We start from the raw sequence: 20,271 nt of genomic DNA on the forward strand, positions 1-20,271 counted from the left end.
CGGGGCTCAGATGATGCCCAGCATCCACAGTAGGCCCAGGTAGACCGCTGCACCGCCCAGGGGCCAGACCACCAGCAGGCGGGTCTGGCTGAAGAACGACGGCGCTTTGCCCACCAGGGTCGAGTCCTCCAGCTGTTGCAGGGTCTTGGCGGGGACGCCTTCCTCCACCGGGGCCTGGAGCTGGGCCTCGATCAGCGGCTCGACTTCTTCGACCTTGCGTATCATCCCCCGGCCCGTGGCGAACAGCGCCGCGCCGACGAAGATCAGCAGGTAGATCACCAGGAATTTCCAGTGGGAGGAGTAACTCAGGTCGAGGAAGCTGGGTGTCGGGCTGTTGTCCCAGAACCAGTTCAAAGGCTGGGTGTTGGCATTGACCTGGTACACGAAGTACTTGATCGGGCGATTGATGGTCGAGGCCATGGTGGTGTAGCTGTCCAGGCGCCAGTAGAGCATTTTCAGGGTCGAGAAAAAGGTCGAGATCAAGGCACCGGTAAACAACAGTGCGCCTGCGGCGATGTACAGCCGGTACTGCAATTGGGCCCTGGTGTAGGTCATGGGTGCTTCCTGCAATGAACAAAAGGGCCGCAATACTATATTCCGTCGCCGTTGGGCGATAGGGGCGCGCCCTGGTTCATCGGTTGCCGCGCTGCAGGTTTGCGCTGGTGCCATGGGCGACACGGGTTATCCTTGAGCCCCCTTCAGGTCGGACGAGTCAGCCCATGCTGGAAGTACAAGGAGTGTTCAAGAGCTATGCCACCCCCCAGGGGCCGCTGGCGGTGCTGCAGGGTGTCGATTTGCACCTGGGGCAGGGCAGCAGCCTGGCGCTGATGGGCGAATCCGGCAGCGGCAAGAGCACCTTGCTGCACCTGGTGGCCGGGCTGGACCAGGTGGATGGCGGCAGCATTCGCATCGGCGCCCAGCGCCTGGAGCGCATGAGCGAAAGCCAGTTGGCCAACTGGCGCCGCACCGAAGTCGGCCTGGTGTTCCAGCAGTTCAACCTGATTGGCAGCTTGCGGGTCGAGGACAACCTGGGTTTCCAGGCGCGCCTGGCCGGGCGCTTCGATCCGCGCTGGCAGGCGCAGTTGGTGGAACGCCTGGGCCTGGGGGACTTGCTGCGCCGCTACCCCGAGCAGCTGTCCGGCGGCCAGCAGCAGCGGGTCGCTTTGGGCCGGGCCCTGGCGTCGAGGCCCGGGCTGTTGCTGGCCGATGAGCCCACCGGCAGCCTCGATGAAACCACCAGTGACCAGGTGCTGGATTTGCTGCTGGAATTGCTGGCCGACAGCCCCACCAGTTTGCTGATGGTGACCCACAGCCAGCGCGTGGCCAGCCGTTTGCAACACACCGTGGTCCTGCAGCGTGGCCGCCTGGCCGCAGCGGGCGGGGCCTGAGATGCGGGTGCTGCGTGGCACCTTGCAGGCGCTGTTGAGCCACTGGCGCCAGCACCCGGTGCAGTTCTTCAGTGTGCTCACCGGTTTGTGGCTGGCCACCAGCCTGCTGACCGGGGTCCTGGCCCTCAACAGCCAGGCCCGGGACAGCTATGCCCGGGCCAGCCAGTTGATTGGCGGTGAACCCCAGGCCAGCCTGGGCACGGCCACTGGCGCAAGCTTTGCCCAGCAATGGTTCGTCGACCTGCGCCGGGCCGGCTGGCCGGTGTCGCCGGTGCTGCAAGGGCGGGTGCAGTTGCAGGGCTTCGAGGCGCTGCGCCTGCAACTGATGGGCATCGAGCCTTTGTCCTTGCCCGCCGGTTCCGCAGTGGCCGGCAAGCCACTGGCGATGCAGCAGGTGGTGGAATTCTTCAGCCCGCCGGGGCGTACCTGGGTTGCCCCAGAGACCCTGGCCAGCCTCGGCTACCGCGAGGGCCAGCAGCCCCGGGCCAGCAATGGCCGGCTGCTGCCGCCGTTGCAGGTGCAGGCGGACATGGCCCCGGGGCTGCTGCTGATGGACATCGGCTTTGCCCAGCAGGTACTGGACCAGCCGGGGCAACTGAGCCGCCTGCTGCTGCCCCGGGACTTTGCCGCCCGCGCGCCGCCCTTGCCGGCCGAGCTGGCGGGGCAACTGGTGCTGCATTCGGGCGAATCGGAAAACACCCTGGCGCGCCTGACCGAGAGCTTTCACCTGAACCTGGATGCCTTGGGTTTCCTGTCCTTCGTGGTCGGGCTGTTCATCGTGCATGCCGCCATCGGCCTGGCCCTGGAGCAGCGTCGTGGCCTGCTGCGGACCTTGCGCGCCTGCGGGGTCAGTGCGCGGCTGCTGATCTTCAGCCTGATTCTGGAACTGGGGGCCCTGGCGCTGCTGGGTGGAGTGGCGGGGGTCATCAGCGGCTACCTGCTGGCCGGGCTGCTGCTGCCGGACGTGGCTGCCAGCCTGCGCGGCTTGTACGGCGCCGAGGTGGCGGGGCAGTTGAGCCTCAGCCCCGGGTGGTGGTTCAGCGGTATCGGCCTGAGCCTCTTGGGGGCCTTGCTGGCCGGCGCCGCCAGCCTGCTGCGGGCGGCGCGCCTGCCGCTGCTGGCCCTGGCCAACCCCCAGGCCTGGCATCAGGCCCATGCCCGCTGGCTGCGCCGCCAGGGTGCGGTGGCCGTAGTGGCGCTGCTGCTGGCCCTGGCGGCGTGGCAGTGGGGCGACAGCCTGGCCAGCGGCTTTGTGCTGATGGCGGCCTTGCTGCTGGCGGCGGCCCTGGGCCTGCCGGTGCTGCTCGATGCGGTGCTGGGGGTCTTGCTCGGGCGCCGGCGTGGGGTGCTGGGGCAATGGTTTCTTGCCGATTGCCGCCAGCAACTGCCGGCCCTGAGCCTGGCCCTGATGGCGCTGCTGCTGGCGCTGGCGGCGAATATCGGCGCCGGCAGCATGACGGCAGGGTTTCGCGAAACCTTCAACGACTGGCTGGAGCAACGCCTGAGCGCCGAGTTGTATGTCAATCCGCAGAGCCCGGAGCAGGCCCGGCAGTTGCTGGACTGGTTGCCGCAACAGGCCCAGGTTGTCGCTGTGCTGCCCAGCTGGCAGGTGGCGTTGCAGGTGCAGGGTTGGCCGGCGGACCTGTATGGGGTGATCGACCATCCCAGCTACCGCCAGCACTGGCCGCTCCTGGAAAGCGACGGCGCCGAGCCCTGGGCACAACTGGCGAGCCAGGACACCCTGATGCTCAGTGAACAGCTGGCCCGACGCCTGAAGGTGCGCCCCGGCGACCGCCTGAGCCTGCCGGTGCCCGTCGGGCAGTGGGCGCCCCGGGTAGTGGGGATCTACGCCGACTATGGCAACCCCAAGGGCCACCTGCTGGTGAATGCCGGGCACTTGCTGGCGCATTGGCCAGCGCTGACGCCGAGCCGTTTCAACCTGCGCCTGGCGCCGGGAGCGATGCCCGGGCTGGTCGGCGCCTTGCAACAGCGGTTCGCCCTGGACGACAGCCGGATCATCGATCAGGCCCGGCTCAAGGGCTGGTCGCAGCAGGTCTTCGAACGCACCTTCGCCGCCACCGCCGCCCTCAACAGCCTGACCCTGGGGGTGTCCGGGGTGGCGCTGTTCATCAGCCTGCTGACCCAGAGCCAGAGCCGGCTGGGCCAGCTGGCGCCGCTCTGGGCCCTGGGGGTGGGGCGGCGTCAACTGATGCTGCTGAACCTCGGGCAGACCTGGCTGCTGGCCTTGCTCACCCTGGTCCTGGCGCTGCCGCTGGGCATCCTCCTGGCCTGGTGCCTGGACAGCGTGATCAATGTCCAGGCCTTTGGTTGGCGCCTGCCGTTGCGGGTGTTCCCCGGGCAGCTTCTGCAACTTTTGGGCCTGGCCATGCTGGCGACTCTGTTGGCATCGGCCTGGCCGCTGCTGCGTTTGTACCGCGCGCAACCGGCGGACCTGCTGAGGACTTTTGCCCATGAAGACTGATGTGTTGGGCCGGGCCCTGGCAGGGTTGCTGCTGGCGCTGCTGGCCGGTTGTGAACAGCCCGCCGAGCCGCCCCAGGGTTTTGCCGGGCTGGGCAGCGAGGCCGCGGCCTTCACCCCGGTGCTGCCGGGGCGCAGTTTCAGCTTTCCTGCCGACCACGGTGCCCATGACGGGTTTCGCATCGAGTGGTGGTACCTCACGGCAGACCTGAGCGACGCCCAGGGCCGCCACTTCGGCGTGCAGTGGACGCTGTTTCGCAGTGCCCTGCGGGCCGCTCCCGAACAGCCGGGCTGGGGCGCGCCGCTGGTGTGGCTGGGCCATGCAGCGGCCACGTCGGCCCAGAGCCACCACGCCGCCGAGCGGTATGCCCGGGGTGGCGTCGGCCAGGCCGGGGTGATCGCGCAGCCGTTCCAGGCCTGGATCGACGACTGGCAGTTGAGCACCCTGAACAGCGCCGGCGACCCCCTGGCGCGGATGCAGGTGCAGGCCGCGGGGCCGGGGTTTGCCTATCGCCTGCAGCTTTCCAGCAGCCGGCCGCTGGTGCTGCAGGGCGAGGGCGGCTACAGCCGCAAGTCCGACCAGGGGCAGGCCTCCTACTACTACAGCCAGCCGTTCTTCCAGGCCGCGGGGGAGTTGCAGATCGATGGCCAGCGCTATCAGGTCAGCGGCCCGGCCTGGCTCGACCGGGAATGGAGCAGCCAGCCCCTGGGCGCGGACCAGAGCGGCTGGGACTGGTTCTCTCTGCACCTGGACAGCGGCGAGCGGCTGATGCTGTTCCGGGTCCGCGAGCGGGACAAGGCGCCCTATATCACCGGCACCTGGATCAGCACCGATGGCCACACCCAGAGCCTGGGCAAGGAGCAGATCCAGTTGCTGCCGCTGGCCCAGTCCAGGGTCCAGGGCCGCAGCCTGCCCACCACCTGGCAACTGAAGATCCCCGCCAAGGGCCTGGATATCACCACCCGGGCCCTGAACCCCCAGGCCTGGATGAACCTGAGCATTCCCTACTGGGAAGGGCCGCTGCAATTTGCTGGCAGCCACAGTGGCAGCGGCTACCTGGAGATGACCGGTTATTGAGGGCGCCGCGACGCTTGCACCCATCCCCCCGGTGAAAGCTGGCAGGGCGTCTATGCTCAAGGGCCTGACTGAAAGTCAGTGTGTTTCTCAACCACAAGGAATGTTCATGATGAAAACCCTCAATACCCTGGCCCGCGCCGTCGCCCTGGCCACTGTGCTGGGCACCGCCAGCCTTGCCGCACTCGCCGCCGATATCCCGCTGTCCGGGGCCATCGAGGCCGATCAGGTGGTGACCAAGGTCCTGTCGGTGGACGCCGCCAAGCACCAGGTGGTGCTCGAAGGCGCCGGGGGCAAGCCGGTGCATGTGCAATTGAGCGATCAGGCCAAGGACCTGGGCCACCTCAAGGTCGGCGATCAGGTCAAGGTCACGGTCACCCACTCGGTGGTGGCGGTGCTCGACACCGACGTTGAAAAGGGCAAGCCCGATTCCAGCGAAGCCAGCGGCGTGGTCCGCGCTACCGCAGACAACCCCAACCCCGGCGGCGCGGCCTATCGCCAGGTGCAGGTGCAGTTGAAGATCACCGCCATCGACTTGAAGAAAAACCAGCTGACCTTCGAAGGCCCGGCGGGCAACAAGAAAGTGGTGAGCGTGGAGAAACCCGAAGTCCAGCAGCGCCTCAAGGACCTCAAGGTGGGCCAGAGCGTGCTGGTGACCTACACCGACATCCTGCAGGTCAGCACTGCCCACGAAGGCTGAGGGGGCAGGACTGAGCGGGGGAGGCAATGGGCAATCGGGTTAACTGCACTGTGCAGTTTTATTCAGAATCTGCCCACGGACTTTCCCCGCCAGTTGCACTAGAATGCCAACCGTTCGCCCGGTGCAAGGGCTCTTTACCGGTGCAAGGATTGCCAAGGCCAGAGCACTGGGCGAACACCTTTCCCTGTCGCGTCCTGCGACTTTCCCGCTGTACATCACCCTGAATCGACCCTGGCTGGATGCTCCGGCGCGAGCCTGCCGTGCTTCCTCTACAGTGCCACCGGACTCAAGCTGACCTGGCGTGCAAGCAGGCTGACGAAGCCGCCTGGCTGCGCGTGGCCACCCTGCAGCGACAGCAGGACGATGTTCGGACCTATGGCCAGCGCCGCGACAGCCTCGTCTTCCCGGGGCAGCAACTGCCCGGTGACCCGCAGCCCCGCCTGTTCCCGGCTGATGCGTGGCCTGTCCTGGGTCGCGGCCCACAGGTTGTGATCCCAGACAAAATCGTCCTCCAGGCTCAACTCCACCTCATGCACCTGGCCCATTTGTGGCGGCGTGCCCAGCCATTGGCCCCGGCCTTCGCCGAACGCACTGCTGAAATTGACCCACAGGCTATGGTCGGCTTCGACATAAAGGGTGTTGAGGGTGATACGCATGGCCAATCCTTTCCTTGGTACTGCGGGTTCAAGAGGCGTTCAGCCGGCTTTCCGGGGGGGGCGGCCGGGCAGGATGGCAAGCGGCCACTGCGCTTGTTATTGCACAGTGCGCGGGCCTTCAACAGAATGCGCGATTGCCCGACCGGGACAGGTCGAGGGCGGTGAATGATAGCGGAGATCCTGGATTGATCTGGTTAAAACGTTTGCTCATGTCGGTGGGCGTACTGGCGCTGGTATTGCTGGCGGTGGTCGTGTTCAAGAACGGCTTCTCCACGACGCCGGCCCATGCATTGGCCGAGCACCCTGATGCGCGGTGGCAGGGGGGGGCCGATGGTGGGCATTACATTGAGATCACCCGCTCCGAGCCGCCTTATTTCTTTGTGCAGGTGCGTCATGAAAGTGGCGACTTGTGGGATGAGGGCTGGCTCAAGTACGAGGACGGCGACGCCAGCGCCCTGACCACCGACAAGGTGCTGGCCTTCGACGGTGACGGAGTGATTTACCTGCAGCAACGCAAGGTATTGGCGCCACTGCGCTCCGCGGCCCATTGATGGCCCCCGGCCTTAAGGTTGGGCAGCCCCATCCCCTGTGGCCCCCAGCCCATAGGCATCCCACAACTTGTTGCGGAACTTGTTCTGCGGATCGACCCGGGCCTTCAGCGCCAGGAACTCCCCGGCCCGTGGATAGGCCGCGCGAAACTGCTGGGCCGTGGCGTGGATCTGGTACGGCAGGTAGTAGCTGCCGCCGCGCTCGATGGCGCTGTCCACCAGGGCGCGGGTCCATACGCCGACTTTTTCCCGTTCCTCTGGCGCGGTGCTCTGCTGGTAGTACAGCACCAGGGCGAAGACCTCGGTCTTGGCCCAGGCCAGCAGGGTGCCGGGGTCGGCCTTGGCGTGGCGGATCGACAGGTTGATCACGTTGACCTTGTGCGCCCGCAGGGTCGCGCCCATCTCCTGGACGAAGCTTTCCAGCTGGTCGGGGGGCACGAAGTATTCCTGCAGCACGTAGGTGCGCTTGGCCCGGGAGTCGGGTTCCAGTTCACGCACATCGAGGCTGGCTTCGTGGTTGCGCCAGGACACTTGCGGTTTTTTCAGCACCAGGGGGTCGATCACTTCCTGGCGCAGGGTCTTGCCGCCGGGCCACTGGCTCACCACTTTCAGGGCCTTCTGTTCTTTCCAGTAGTTCTGGTCCAGGGGCGTGAGGCGTTCCTTGACCGTGACCGGCAGGTCGGTCTGGCTGTAGGAAACCGCGCGCAGGGTCTGGTACTGGTCGGGGTAGAGCACGGCGTTGTGCAGGATGACCTTGGGGTTGTTCTGGATCCGGGCCTGGAAGTAGGGGCGGTAGTCCCCCAGGGGCATCTCGTCGACGCTGCGCAGCAGGCGCACGTTGTCGCTCAGTTGCAGGGTGGCTTGGACGATCACCCCCAGGCCGCCGTAGCCGCCGATGGCGCCGTAGAACAGGTCGCTGTTGTGCTGCGGGCTGGCGTCCACCACTTGGCCGTCGGCCAGCACCAGCTTGATGGATTTCACCGAGCTCACCAGCGGGCCGTAGCCGATGTAGCGGCCATGGGCGTTGACGCTCAGGGCGCCGCCGACGGTGAAGTTGGCGTAGCTCTGCATGATGCTCACGGACAGATCGTGGGGGTCGATGTAGTCCTGCACGGCGCGCCAGGTGATGCCCGGCTGCACGGTGATTTCCTTGCGTTCCTTGGAGAAGTCGAGCACCCGGTTGAAGCCGCGCATGTCGATCTGCAAGGCCTGTTCGGTGGCGGTCTGGCCGCCCATGCTGTAGCGCCCGCCACCAATGGCGATGGGGCCGGGGTGCCCGGCCACCAGCTGGACGATCTGCTCCAGGCGGGTGGGGCGCACCACCTGGTCTACCACTATGGGGTTGAGCTGGGTGATGTCGTTGACGGTTTCTGCGGCGTGGGTGGTGAGTGCGCCGCCGAGTGCCGCGCATAAAAACAGGCCGATCGCGAATCTCATTCGCCGTGTCCATCCCTGGTGGTGGCGCGCCGCTGATGGGGGCGCAAGTGGCGGCAGAATAACGCCGCGACGGGTCCATGACCATGGGGGCAGCGCACCGGCTGCAAGGCCGGCATCGGCCCGCGGGCCTGCCCTGCGCCTTAGAGCGCCGGCAGGCCCAGGGTGGCGGCGCAGTGCTCCAGGGAGCGCTGCTGGGTCTGGGCGTAGAGCTGCAGTTCGTCGAGGGTGGGGCGGCCCAGGGCGGCTTCGAACGCCTGGCGGTTGGATTGCCCGGCGTAGTGGCTCTGGCTGTCGTCCCCCAGGTTGGACTGGAAGATCCCGGCGGCGCTGACCGGCAGGAAATCTTCATACACCAGGGGTTCGGCGCTCAGGTGCCCGGCCGCCAGCAGCGCTGCCAGGGTGGTGGGCCGCTGGGGCTGGTTGCGCGCGGCCAGCCCGGTTTCGCTGACGAAGTAGCGAAAGTAGGCCAGGCCCTGTTCGCGCATGGCTGGGTGGCTGTCGGGAAATTCCCTGAAGTGCTCTTGCATCAGTTGGTTGTAGCGTTGGGCATTGGCTTCGTTGGGGAAGTCGCCCAGGGCGTCGCGGGCGGCGTTCAGCAGGCGGTCGTAGAGCTCGCGGCCCTTGGGGGTCAGCGCCGCGCCGCGCTGTTCGATCTCGCCGAAACGCGCGCTGTGGCTGCCCTGGCTCTGGGCCTGGTCGGTGAAGGCCACGGATTCCTCCAGGGCCTTGAAGCTGGTCTGGCGCAGCAGGATCGGGCATTCCCGGCGCGGCGGGCCTTCGATCACCGCCTTGGGGGTGATGCCGCGGGCAGGCATCAGCCGTTGCACTTCATCGATGTCCAGGGTACGCGGGGTCAGGTGGTTGATGTGCGGGCCCTTGAAGGCCACCACGTCGGCGATCAGCCGGTGCTGGGCGCTGAGGCTGGCGTACTGGGCGGCGGTCACCGTGGCGTGGTGGTGCCAGCGGAAGGTTTCCAGGGCCTGGCGGATAAAGCGCTCGGCGTCTTCGGCGTCCAGGCCTCCGGCAGCCTCGGCCTGCTGGATCAGTTCCAGCACCTGGGGGGTGAAGATCTGGCGCCGGGCCAGGACCTGTTCGGCAAAGCTGCGCAGCTCCGGGTTGTCGATCAGCTCCAGGCGCAGCAGCGAGGTGAAGACCCGGAACGGGCTGACTTGCAGGGCCGCTTCGTGCACCGCGCGAAAGGCCGTGGAATGCACCGGCACCCCGGCGGGGGTCAGGTCGTAGTAGCCCACCGGCTGCATGCCCATTACCGCGAACAGCCGGGCCAGGGTCGCCAGCTCGGCGGCGCTGCCGACGCGGATCGCGCCGTGGCGCTCCAGGTCCAGGCGCTGCAGTTCACCGCTGCTCTGCAGGTGCCGGGCAAGCGCCGGCTGCCGCTCCAGGACCTGGGCGTTGACTTCGGCCACCAGCTCCATCAGGGCGCCGTAGAGCGGCACCTCCTCGCGGTACATGTCCGACATCGCCCGGGAAAATCCCTGGCGGATCAGGTCCGGGCTGACGAAGTGCTGGTTGCTCATGAACAGGCTTCCCGTGGCAGAGGGGCGAGGCGTGAAAGGGCGGGTCGGCCTCGATTCTGCTGGGCCTGCCCGAGGCTGACAAACGAAGTTTCCTCTGAACTTCATTCTGCAAATGAATGCATGAGCGGGCCGCTGTCAGTGCCGCTGGCGTTCCAGGAACTGCTGGTACAGCCGGGCACTGCGCTCCGGGCGTTCGACCATGGGCATATGCCCGATGCCCTCCCAGAGTTGCACCTGGGCCTGGGGCAGGCCCTTGGCCCAGACCTGGGCGCTGCTGGGGTGCAGCAGGCGGTCCTCGCGGCCCCAGAGCAGCAGGGTCGGGGCCTGGATCTTCGCCAGCTCGGGCTCCATGGGCGGGCTGGCCTGGAGCTCGGCGAAGATCCGCGCCAGTTGCCCGCGGCGCGCCTGATAGCGTTCGGCGATGGCCGCCAGCACTGCTTCGGGCACCCAGGGCGGGGCGGCCATGGTCAGGCTGTAGAAGTGCTGGAAGTCGGCGCGGGAGCGGACCAGGAAGGGGTTCTTGCCCTGTTCCAGCAGGTGCTGCAGGTCGCTGGTCTCGGGGGCTTCGACGCCGGCCGGGTCGAACAGCGCCAGGCCGCTGATCCGTTGCGGGGCATGGGCGGCCAGCCAGGCGGCGATATAGCCGCCCATGGAGTTGCCGATCACCTGCACCCGCTGGATGCCGCAGGCGTCGAGCAAGCGCAAAAGGCGCTGGGCCTGGGCCGGAACACGGTAGTCCTGGTGGGCGGCATAGGCGGTTTCGCCATGGCCGCCCAGGTCCGGGATCAGCAACCGGTAGTCGCGGTTGAAGTGCCGGGCAAAACGCAGCCAGATGCTCTTGTCCGCGCTCAGGCCGTGCAGCAGCAGGATCACCGGCGCCTGGGCCGGGCCGCCCTGGTAGGTCATCAGGGTCTCTTCGCCGATCTGCACCGGGACTTTCTGCAGCCGGTACAGGCGTGCTTCCAGGGCCACGCTGGCGTCGTACAGCAGGTGGCCGATGCGCGGGTAGGTGCGGTAGCACCAGAGTGCGGCAAGGAGCAGCAGGACCAGGATCACCAGCATCGGCGGCCTCCAGGGGCAGGGTGGATCGGCTCAGGGGCGGCGCGCGTCGTGCTCGCCACTGCGAAGTCGGTTATCGGCCGCCCCTCAGTTATAGCCAAATATTCCCCACCTGCTGGCGCTGGCAGGCCGAAACTGGGCGTTGGCAGTGATGGCGCTTTGAAACGCGACTGATAGACTTTCACCGGTTGCTTGCCACCCGCTCGTTCCACCTTTACCCATTGCTGATCGGAGGCGACTTGCTCCCTGCGCAGGACACCAGAGGGAAGGGACTGTCATTGGCCAGGAGGCTTTATCGGTCACGGACCCTGGGCCTGGCCCTGGGGTTTTTCTGCGTGGCCGCGGGGATGGCGCCCCTGCAACCGGCGCCCTGGGTCTGGGGCTTCATGCTGTTCAATGCATTTGCCTGGCCGCACCTGGCCTACCAATGGGCGCGGCTGGCCCGGGTGCCGTTTCGTGCCGAGTACCGCAACCTGCTGGTGGATTCGCTGCTGGGGGGCTTCTGGGTCGGCGCCATGCACTTCAATCCGCTGCCGCTGGCCACCACCCTGGGGATGATGGCCATGAACAACATGGCCCTGGGCGGGTTACGTTTCTTCCTCGCCGGCAGTGCGGCCCAAGTGCTGGGCATGGGCGTTGCCCTGTGGCTGTTCGGGCCGGCGTTTGTCGCCCAGACCACCCCCGAGCAGCTGTATGCCTGCCTGCCGATGCTGACCCTGTACCCGCTGGCCCTGGGCTACATCTGCTATCAGCAGGCGGTGACCCTGGGCCGGCACAAGCGCGAGCTGCTGGCCCTGAGCCGCACCGACAGTCTGACCGGGCTGCTCAACCATGGCGCCTGGAAGGACCAGTTGGAGATCGAGTTCCAACGCTGCAAGCGCCAGGCCCATGGTGGCGCCATCGCCCTGATCGACATCGACCACTTCAAGACCATCAATGACACCTACGGCCATGTGGCCGGGGATGTGGTGCTGCGCCAGTTGAGCAAGCTGCTGCGGCAGAACCTGCGGGTCAGCGACCAGGCCGGACGTTATGGCGGCGACGAGTTCTGCGTGATCCTGCCGGACGTGCCCCTGGCTCATGCCGCCGAACTGATGGAGGCCCTGCGCGGTCGTTTTGGGGCCCTGGGCTATGAACAGAGCCCGGCGCTGCAGGTCAGCCTGAGCATCGGCCTGGCGGCCTTCAACCCCCTGCACGACGACGCCATGGGCTGGCTCAACGATGCCGACCAGGCCCTGTATGCGGCCAAGACCTGCGGCCGCAACAACGTCACCTGCCACCCGCCGGAGCAGCCGTCCAGGCGTTTGCTCAACTCCCTGTAGCCGCTGTTCCTTGTGTCCCGCGAAGGCGTCTGTGGGTACGCCGAGGGATCGGGGGTGTTCCCTTCGCCGGCAAGCCGGCTCCTACGGGGGTGGGGGTCAGTCGTGGGTGGGGTGCAGGCGCCGGGCCAGTTCCAGGGCGGTGCGGCCGCTGGCGATGCCCGGCACCAGTCGGGCGAAGGGGATGTCGATCAGTCGGTCTTCGCGCACCGCGCGCAATCGCGACAGCACAGGGTCGCTGTGCAGCAGCTGGCGTTTGCGCCGGGCCGGGGACCACAGGGCGTCGGCCAGGAGCATGGCGTCCGGGTCGTTGGCCAGCAGGGTCTCGCTGTCCACGGTCAGGCGCGGGCGGTCGATGGCGGCAAAGCTGTTGCGCGCACCGGCCGCTTGCAGCAGCACGCCGACAAACCCGCGCTGGCCCTGGCTGGCCAGGCCGTTGACTTCGCTGTCCAGGTAGAACACCGAAGGCGTCGGGCGCCCGTGGTACAGGGCCGCGGCGGCCTCCAGGTCGGCATCCATCTGGCCCACCAGTTGCTGCGCGCGGGCCTCCTGGCGCAGCAGCCGGCCCAGGGTCAGCAGGTCGCGGCGGATATGCCCGAAGTAGTCCTGGTCATGCCCGGCGCAGGCCGATTCCAGCAGGTAGCTGCCCACACCTATGGCTTCCAGGCGTTGCCGGGAGCTGAAGTTTTCCGGGAAGGCCGAGGCGAAGCCGCCCACCACCAGGTCGGGTTTCAGGCTGTAGAGCACTTCTGCCGACGGGTACTGGCGAGCGATGACCGGCACGCCGTGGTAAAGCCCTTCGGCCTGGGCCTGGCCATCGTCGTCCAGATAGGCGACGCCGATCATCGACGGCCCGGCACCCAGGGCCAGCAGCAGGTCGGCGCTGTGCTGGTTGAGGGCGACGATGCGCTGGGGCGGGCCGTCCACCGTCCAGGTCCGGCCACAGTTCTGGTAGCTGTGTGCCAGGGCTGGCAGGGCCGCCAGCCACAGCAGCAGGCCGAGCAGTCTGCTAGGCATCCGCCGTTCCTCCGTAGGGCGCGGGAATCCGTAGGTCCGCCTCCGGTTCGCCCTGGACCAGGTGCTGCTGCACCAGGCGCAGCACCTCGCCGTCATCGCGCACCCGGTACCAGCAGCCGTCCGGGTGCACGGTGAGTACCGGCCCCAGGTTGCACGGGAACTGGCAGGCGGTGCGGGTCAGCAGCACGCCACCGGGCGTCTCCATGTGCTCCAGGCGCAGCAGTTCGCGGCGCAGGGTCTTCCACAGCGCCAGGGCGCCGCGCCGCACGCAGCGCGGGCCGGTGCACAGGAACACCTGGCGGGCATGGGGCGGCACCCGCGACCAGTCCGGGTCGCTCTGCACCGCGTTGACGTTGTCGCAGGCCAGGTGGCGCTCGCGCTGGCCGATGCTGGCGCAGGCCAGGGCCGCGTCCAGCCCGCGCCGGCCCAGGGCCTGGGCGGTGATCCACAGCCGCGGTGCCTGGGGGTGGGCTTGGGCCAGGCGCCCCAGCTCATCGCGCAGCCAGTCCAGGTAGGCACTGTCGGAGCTGGGTTCCAGGTCCACCACCAGCAGCTTCGCGCCGTCCTCGGGCAGGGCTTCGCCCAGCGCCGCCCAGAGGCTGTCGAAGCCGTCCAGGGTGTCGATCACCCGGGTGTCGGCGCCGTCGCCGCGCAGGGCCTGGAGCTCCTTGCGAAAGGCTTCGCCGAGGGCGCCGCCGTGCAGGCCAGGGCCGACGAACAGCACCCGTTGATAGTTCTCATGCATGTCGGTCGGCCTCAGAAGCGGTAGGTGTAGCGCACTTCGGTGGTGAAGGGTCGCCCCAGGTTGTCCACCGAGGGCGAGGTGCTGGTCATGCTGGTGCTGTAGTCGCGGTCGAACAGGTTCTCCACCAGCAGGCTCAGGCGGTGCTGCTGGGCCGTATCCAGGTAGCGATAGGCATCGGCGTCGACCACCGAATAGTGGCCGTAGTCGACGTTCTTCGGGCTGTCGATCTGGCCGATGTAGCGGACCGCACCACCCACGCCCCACATCCGGTCCGGGGCTTCGAAGCCCAGCCGCGAACGGGCGAAGAAACCGGGGATGTTGCTCAGGGTCACGCCGTTGCGCGACTCCAACAGGTTGCGGGTCATGTCCGCCTGCAGGGTCCATTGCGGGCTGAACTGCCAGCGCCCGTCGAGTTCGATGCCGCGCACCTTGATCCGGCCCTGGCCGTTGCTCCAGACATCGTTGGCGTCGAGGGTGATCAGGTCGTCGATCTTGCGGTGGAAGGCGCTGACGCTGGCGTTGAATTCGCCGGCCAGCAGGCTGCCCTTGTAGTCCAGGCCGAGCTCGGCATTGAGGCTCTTTTCCGGCTTGAGGTCGGGGTTGCCTTTTTCGTAGTCCTCGTTGGCGTACAGCTGCTCGGCGTTGGGCAGCTTGAAGGCGCTGCCGTACTGGCCGCGCAGTTGCCAGTGGGGCGTCAGGTCGTAGAGCGAGGTGAGCATGCCCACGGTGGCGCTCTCGCCGCCGCTGATTTTCTCGTGGCGCACGCCCAGGCTCGGGTGCCAGTCGGGCAGGGCGTCGAACACCGGGCGCAGCTGGGTGTACAGGGCATTGGCCTGGGCCTGCTTGTTGTCGATCTTGAGCACGTCGTCCTGGCCCTTGAACCACTGGTTGTCGGTGCCCAATACCAGCACGTGGCCGCCGTCCAGCTCGGCCTTGCCCTCGGCCTGCAGGCCCCAGTCGGTGAAGCCCCAGTAGTCGTTGTGGTTGCGCACCTTGAGGCTGGCGTCGTCGAGGCTGTCGATCCTGGTGTAGCGGGTGTCCCAGTCGTTGACATGGCCCTTGACGAAGTAGCTGAAGCCTTCGCCCAGGCGCTGCTCGAAGGTCGCGGTGGCGATCTGCTGGATGCGGTCGTTGGTGGTTTTCCGGTTGTTCACCGGGCGGGCGAAATCCAGGTTGGCGTCGCTGTACTGGTAGAACAGTTCCAGCCGCGAAGCGTCGCCAAGGCCCTGGATCGCCTTGGCGCCGAAGGTGGTCACTTCATAGCTGCGTTTCTTGTCCCGGGTGTTGGCGTTGTAGGCGCTGTTGCGAAATGGCTGGTAGCCATCGGAGACGTTGTGGCTGACATAGGCCAACAGCCCCAGCTCGCCCAGGCCGTTGCTGAGGATCTGCTCGGCGCGGGCATCGCCGCTCGTGCCCATGAAACTGTCCAGGCCCAGGTTGACCTCGCCGGAGACGTCGCGGGTCTGCGGGCTGCGGGTGACGATGTTGATCACCCCGGACACCGCCTGTGTACCGAACAGCAGGCTCTGGCCACCCTTGAGCACCTCGATGCGCTCGATGGCGTTGGCCGGCAGGGTATCCAGGTACAGGCCGCCGTACAGGCGGTTGTTCAGGCGCACGCCGTCCAGCAGGATCAGGGTGTCGTCGTTGCGCCCGCCCAGCAGGGAGTAGGTGCCGTAGTCGAAGGGGCCATTCTTGGGCGCCACATACAGCCCCGGCACGTACATCTGCAGGACCCGGGTGATGTCGCTGCTAGGGCCGGCGCGTTCGATCTGCTGGCGGTCGATGATCTCCACCTTGCTGCCGTACCGGGCCATTTCGGCCACCGTGGTGGACTCCACCGAGGGGGCGGAAACAAATTGTCGGTCCAGCGTCAGGGGGCTGTCGTCCGCCAGCAGCAGGGGGCTGAACAGGCAGCCGAGCAGGGCGCCGCTCATGGTGCGGCGAGGTGCACGCCAGTCGCGTGCAAGGAAAGTGTCAGGTGTTGTCATTGTTGGTCTTCTCGAAAGTGTCTTCGGGAAGCACGCAGGAGAGGGTATCGGCCACGGGCACGCGACCATACCGGCCCATGCCCGCCCACCGCAGGATTGCCAAACAGACGTCACAGGCCGGTCTCCGGGCTTGCGAGTCTGGCGGCATTCGCCTTCCCATACCTTGGGTACAGTGGCCTGTTGAATGCAGCACTCGCTTACCGTTGCGGGGGCAGCACCGGACTTGCCCGAAAAGGGGCGCACCGGTTTCCCGTTTCACCTCCTGCGCGGCGGCAGGAGGCACCTGAAACTGGGCGGCATATGAACATCCGCCCCGGCGTTCGTCAACGTTGCGCCTGCCGCCAGGTGTTACCGGATTCATCGCCCTGACGCCTCTGTAGCCGCTGCCGAGCCCACGAGGCTGCGCAAAGGCCCGCAGGGCCTTGCTTGGCAGTCTCATGTCGAGCACCTCAGCGGTCTTGAGATTTCGCGCCCCTGCGGGCCGTGCTTCCGAGCGCGGCCCGAGCCTGCGGCAGCGGCTACAGGAGCAGGGCGCTTTGCGGGGCCAGGTGCCGCTGTGCGTGCAGGGCCGTGCGTGACTCGCAGGCCAGCAGCGGCACCGCCCGTACCGAGTCGCCCGGCTGCAGTTGCAGGCGCTTGGCGGTCAGCCGGTCCACCAGCAGGCAACCCGAAACCAGGCGCCCGGGGGCGGCGGTGATGCGGCAGCTTTCCAGGCGCCGGTTGTGGATCAGCCACACCGGCGCCTGTGCGTCCGGAGTGCCCACCAGCAGGGGCAGGGTCTGGCTTTCGCGCACGCTGCGGATCTTCGCCACCTCGGCCTCGATCAGCGGCCCGCCATCGAAGATGTCGATGCAGCCCTGATGGCTGAAGCCTTCGTCGCGCAGGATGCTCACCGCCTGTTCGGTGCTGGCGTGGGCCTGGCCGATGGCGGCCTGTGCCTGGGGGCTGAGCAGGCAGGTGTACAGCGGCTGGCGCGGCATCAGTTCGGCGATGAAGGATTTGCTGCCGTGGCTGGACAGGCGATTGGCCTGCTGGAAACCCATCTTGAAGAAGTGCCGCCCCAGGCTGTCCCAGAACGGCGAGCGGCCCTGGCTGTCGAGCTGGCCGCGCAGTTCGGCCACCAGCTTGTCGCCGAACAGCCGGGGGAATTCGGCGACAAACAGCAGGCGCGCGGTGGACAGCAGGCGGCCGGTGTAGCCCTGGCGGTGATCGCGGCGCAGGAACAGCGAGCACAGCAGCGACTGCCCGGTCATCTCGTTGCACAGGAACAGGGTCGGGATGTGCTTTTCGATGCCCAGCACCGGGGCGCTGCCGTGGGTGGTGCCGACCCGGTAGTTGTAGCAGGGCTCGCGCAGGCCGATGGCGCCGCTCAGGCCGCAGACCCCGATCACCTGCTGCTCGTCATCTTCCATGACGAACAGGTAGTCGGCATCGGCCCGCTCCACCTGGTTGGCGAAGGCTCGCTGCGCCCAGCGCACCCGATGGGCCAGGCGCTCGGGGTCGGTGGACAGGTTGTTCAGTTCGCGACAGCTGCCTTCGAGCAGGCTCAAGACCGCCGGCAGATCGGTGACGCGGATCGGACGGACGATCATTGGCGGGCTCCTGGCAATGACGCCGGGCAGGGGGGCAACAGGGGCCGGTTCATAAGGCAACGCTCCGTACCGGCTCGCCCGGCGCCAGTTGCAGGGCCTGGAACATGGCCGGGTCGAGGCCGATTTCAGCGCCCGGGGCGGTGTCCAGCGCCGCGACTATGGCGCGAAAGCCCTGCAGCCGCTCGTTGCTCAGCAACCACTGCTGGCCCTGGCCGCTCTGGGGGCTGGGGTAACTGGTGGCAACCCGGCTCTGGGCGATCGAGCGCAGTTGGTGGCTGCGCCCCTGAAGGGTCGGCCCGGCATCGAACAGGTCGACGTACTGGGTCGGCGCGAAGCCTTCGTCGATCAGGATCTGGCAGGCCTCCCGGGCATCCGGGTGAACCTGGCCGATGCAGTCCTGGGCCGCCTGCGCCAGCATCGGGATGTACAGCGGGTACTGGGGCATCAGTTCGGCGAGAAAGCCGCGGCCCTGCAGGGCGCACAGGCGCTCGGCCTCGACATAGGGCAGGTCGAAGAAGTGCTGGCCCACGGCTTGCCAGAACGGCGACTCGCCGTTGGCGTCGCTGTAGCCGACGATCTCGCTGATGCAGCTGTCGGCGAAGCGCTGGGGGTGGGCGGCGATGAACAGCAACCGCCCGCGGGAGGTGAGCTGGGCCAGTGGCGTGCCGCCCAGCGGCGGGTCGACATGGAAGCTGCGCAGCAGGGTCTGTTCGCTGAGGTCGTGGCACAGCGACAGGGTGGGCACCCCGTGTTGGATGTTCAGCTCCCGGGAACTGCTGATGAACGGGCGGTTGCGCAGGCTGTAGAACGGGCTGGCAAAACCGGCAGTGGCGAGGATGTCCGAGCAGCCGCGCAACTGGCCGCTGTCGAGGTCCTCGAGCACCAGGAAATAGTTCTCCGGGCCCTGGCTGGCCTCGCTCTTGGCGAAGGAGGCCTGGGAATCGAGGATCTTGTCCCGCAGGCAGGTTTCGTCATCCACCAGGGAGGTGACGCCCAGCAGGCGTTCGCGGGCCAGGCGCCGCAGTTGGGGCAGATCGGATAACGCCACCGGACGCAAGGCCAGCATGGGTGTACTCCTGTATCAAGGGCCGCTTGCCCCGGGGGGCAGGCACTGGCCAGACATCACTGTCGGTTACCACGCAGTTCCATGGCCGCGGCATCCGGCGGCCAGTCCCCGGGCCGCTCTTGCTGGCAGCGCCGGGGTTGGCGCGACGCCCTGGGGCGCCGCGCGGGTGCAACTAGTGCTTGAGCGGGTCGGGCAGGGCGGCACCGCTGCCCAGCTTGTTCAGCAGGAACAGGTAGACCAGCCCGGCAAGGATCCAGATGGCGCCGAGTTTCTGCGCATCCACGCCCATGTTGTACATGATGGCGCTGACGATCACGAAGCCGATCACCGGGCAGATCAGGTGGCGCACCACCTGGCCGGACTTCTGCCGGCGCCAGTAGAAATTGATCACGGTGATGTGCAGCAGCATGAAGCCGCTCAGGGCGCCGAAGTTGACCAGGGAGGTCAGGGTGTCCACCGAGTTGATGAACAGGTAGCAGATCAGCAGCGACAGCACCGCCACCAGGTAGATGCTGATGTGCGGGGTGTTGTGCTTGGGGTGGACCTTGGCCAGCACCTTGGGCAGCTTGCCATCGCGGGCCATGCCGAACAGCAGGCGCGATACCGCGGCCTGCGAGGTGATGGCCACCGCCACGCCCCAGGCCAGCGCCGTGGCCACTCCGGTGAGGGTCGCCAGCCAGCTGCCGGCGGCCAGTTCGGCGATTTCATAGAAGGCGGTGTCGGCGGACTTGAAGCCCATGCCGGCGGCCAGGTCGGTGGCGATCCAGGTCTGTACCACGAAGATCGCGCCCATCACCACCAGGGTGATCAGCGCGGCGCGGCCGACGCTGCGGCCCGGGTCGCCCTTGACCTCTTCGGCGAGCGTGGAGATGGCATCGAAGCCGAGGAACGACAGCACCGCAATCGAGACGCCCTGCATCAGCATGCCGAAGTGGAAGTTCTCCGGGTTGTACAGCGGCGCCAGGGTCAGTTGGCCGTTGCCGGCGCCACCGTGCAGGGCATTCCAGGCGTAGAACAGGAAGATCCCCAGGACCGCCAGTTGCGCCAGCAGGAACAGGATGTTCATCCGCGCGGTGAAGGTGATGCCGCGCAGGTTGACGAAGGTGGCGCTGACCAGGAACGCCAGGATGAAGCCGACCTTGGGCACTTCCGGGTACAGGTGGTTGAGCGCCATGGCCGCGTAGACGTAGAGCAGCGGCGGGATCAGCAGGTAGTCCAGGAGCATCAGCCAGCCGGCAAGAAAGCCCACATGGGGGTTGAGGCCGCGCTGGGCGTAGGAATACACCGAACCGGCGATGGGAAAGGCGCGGGCCATGGCGCCGTAGCTCAGGGCGGTGAAGACCATCGCCACCATGCCGATGATGTAGGCCAGGGGCACCATGCCCGGGGCTTCCTGGTTGACGTAGCCGTAGACCCCGAACGGGGCGATGGGAATCATGAAAATCATCCCGTAGACCACCAGGTCACGCAGGCTCAGCCCGCGCTTGAGTTCCTGTTTGTAGCCGAATTCTTCAATCTCCATGAAGCCGTTCTCCTTGAGCCTGTGTAAGTGGGTAAAGGCGGGGCCCTGCGGGTCGTCATTGACACCTCGGGCCGCGCTTTCGTGTTTGAACCTGGCAGGGTTTAAAGACACACCACAGCGGTTTTTCTAGTTGTTGTACCGG

The 20,271-nt window shown here is 67.2% G+C and carries 17 protein-coding genes and 1 riboswitch; of the genes, 6 read left to right on the forward strand and 11 right to left on the reverse strand.

The annotated features are described in order from the left end of the window. Positions 1-6 precede the first annotated feature (6 nt). The gene (locus tag AC1RGE_RS01150) at positions 7-555 is read right to left on the reverse strand and encodes a YniB family protein (protein WP_015635024.1); all 549 of its coding nucleotides are present in this window, start codon (positions 553-555) and stop codon (positions 7-9) included. 164 nt (positions 556-719) lie between these two features. Here AC1RGE_RS01150 and AC1RGE_RS01155 point away from each other — a divergent pair, with 164 nt between their 5' ends. From AC1RGE_RS01155 to AC1RGE_RS01170, 4 genes are all read left to right on the forward strand, one after another. Next, positions 720-1,388: an ABC transporter ATP-binding protein gene (locus tag AC1RGE_RS01155; protein ID WP_011060526.1), complete on the forward strand. Its 669-nt coding sequence runs from the start codon at positions 720-722 to the stop codon at positions 1,386-1,388. Position 1,389: 1 nt separating this feature from the next. Continuing rightward, positions 1,390-3,870, forward strand: coding sequence for an ABC transporter permease (locus AC1RGE_RS01160; protein ID WP_492583060.1), 2,481 nt, complete (start codon positions 1,390-1,392; stop codon positions 3,868-3,870). Further along, positions 3,860-4,945, forward strand: a complete 1,086-nt coding sequence (locus AC1RGE_RS01165; RefSeq protein WP_011060528.1) for a lipocalin-like domain-containing protein — start codon at positions 3,860-3,862, stop codon at positions 4,943-4,945. The genes AC1RGE_RS01160 and AC1RGE_RS01165 overlap by 11 nt, the downstream gene beginning before the upstream one ends. A gap of 109 nt (positions 4,946-5,054) precedes the next feature. Continuing rightward, positions 5,055-5,642, forward strand: a complete 588-nt coding sequence (locus AC1RGE_RS01170) for a hypothetical protein (protein ID WP_041774161.1) — start codon at positions 5,055-5,057, stop codon at positions 5,640-5,642. Positions 5,643-5,911: 269 nt separating this feature from the next. On the opposite strand, the gene AC1RGE_RS01175 is transcribed toward AC1RGE_RS01170, so the two are convergent. Next, the gene (locus AC1RGE_RS01175; protein WP_401260887.1) at positions 5,912-6,298 is read right to left on the reverse strand and encodes a hypothetical protein; all 387 of its coding nucleotides are present in this window, start codon (positions 6,296-6,298) and stop codon (positions 5,912-5,914) included. 185 nt (positions 6,299-6,483) lie between these two features. Between AC1RGE_RS01175 and AC1RGE_RS01180 the strand changes: the two genes are divergently transcribed. Then, complete coding sequence (locus tag AC1RGE_RS01180) at positions 6,484-6,849, forward strand: hypothetical protein (RefSeq protein WP_368995639.1); 366 nt, start codon at positions 6,484-6,486, stop codon at positions 6,847-6,849. A gap of 12 nt (positions 6,850-6,861) precedes the next feature. Here the strand turns inward: AC1RGE_RS01180 and AC1RGE_RS01185 are convergent, their stop codons facing one another. From AC1RGE_RS01185 to AC1RGE_RS01195, 3 genes are all read right to left on the reverse strand, one after another. Next, complete coding sequence (locus tag AC1RGE_RS01185) at positions 6,862-8,283, reverse strand: FAD-binding oxidoreductase (protein ID WP_011060532.1); 1,422 nt, start codon at positions 8,281-8,283, stop codon at positions 6,862-6,864. A gap of 140 nt (positions 8,284-8,423) precedes the next feature. Next, the gene (hglS, locus tag AC1RGE_RS01190) at positions 8,424-9,818 is read right to left on the reverse strand and encodes a 2-oxoadipate dioxygenase/decarboxylase HglS (RefSeq protein ID WP_053157541.1); all 1,395 of its coding nucleotides are present in this window, start codon (positions 9,816-9,818) and stop codon (positions 8,424-8,426) included. A gap of 135 nt (positions 9,819-9,953) precedes the next feature. Then, positions 9,954-10,880, reverse strand: coding sequence for an alpha/beta fold hydrolase (locus AC1RGE_RS01195; RefSeq protein WP_492583062.1), 927 nt, complete (start codon positions 10,878-10,880; stop codon positions 9,954-9,956). 236 nt (positions 10,881-11,116) lie between these two features. On the opposite strand from AC1RGE_RS01195, the gene AC1RGE_RS01200 reads away from it, so the two are divergent. Further along, positions 11,117-12,199: a diguanylate cyclase gene (locus AC1RGE_RS01200; protein WP_492583064.1), complete on the forward strand. Its 1,083-nt coding sequence runs from the start codon at positions 11,117-11,119 to the stop codon at positions 12,197-12,199. A 96-nt stretch (positions 12,200-12,295) separates the two neighbouring features. Here the strand turns inward: AC1RGE_RS01200 and AC1RGE_RS01205 are convergent, their stop codons facing one another. The 6 genes from AC1RGE_RS01205 to AC1RGE_RS01230 all read right to left on the reverse strand — a co-directional run bounded on the left by AC1RGE_RS01205 (position 12,296) and on the right by AC1RGE_RS01230 (position 20,129). Beyond that, on the reverse strand, positions 12,296-13,213 hold the full coding sequence (locus tag AC1RGE_RS01205; RefSeq protein ID WP_041117246.1) for an ABC transporter substrate-binding protein: 918 nt from the start codon (positions 13,211-13,213) through the stop codon (positions 12,296-12,298). Next, positions 13,206-13,958, reverse strand: a complete 753-nt coding sequence (locus AC1RGE_RS01210; protein ID WP_492583066.1) for a (2Fe-2S) ferredoxin domain-containing protein — start codon at positions 13,956-13,958, stop codon at positions 13,206-13,208. The genes AC1RGE_RS01205 and AC1RGE_RS01210 overlap by 8 nt, the downstream gene beginning before the upstream one ends. Before the next feature lie 11 nt (positions 13,959-13,969). After that, on the reverse strand, positions 13,970-15,895 hold the full coding sequence (locus tag AC1RGE_RS01215; RefSeq protein ID WP_492584230.1) for a TonB-dependent receptor plug domain-containing protein: 1,926 nt from the start codon (positions 15,893-15,895) through the stop codon (positions 13,970-13,972). A gap of 152 nt (positions 15,896-16,047) precedes the next feature. Further along, positions 16,048-16,251, reverse strand: a riboswitch (cobalamin riboswitch). A 216-nt stretch (positions 16,252-16,467) separates the two neighbouring features. Further along, positions 16,468-17,541, reverse strand: a complete 1,074-nt coding sequence (locus AC1RGE_RS01220; RefSeq protein WP_011060539.1) for an arginine N-succinyltransferase — start codon at positions 17,539-17,541, stop codon at positions 16,468-16,470. A 49-nt stretch (positions 17,542-17,590) separates the two neighbouring features. After that, the gene (locus AC1RGE_RS01225; protein ID WP_011060540.1) at positions 17,591-18,607 is read right to left on the reverse strand and encodes an arginine N-succinyltransferase; all 1,017 of its coding nucleotides are present in this window, start codon (positions 18,605-18,607) and stop codon (positions 17,591-17,593) included. Between the two features lie 172 nt (positions 18,608-18,779). Further along, positions 18,780-20,129 carry an APC family permease gene (locus AC1RGE_RS01230; protein WP_011060541.1) on the reverse strand — a complete coding sequence of 450 codons (1,350 nt, stop codon included), beginning with the start codon at positions 20,127-20,129 and terminating at the stop codon, positions 18,780-18,782. Between the last annotated feature and the right edge of the window lie 142 nt (positions 20,130-20,271).

The sequence above is a fragment of the Pseudomonas sp. GW823-FHT02C05 genome (assembly GCF_058797595.1).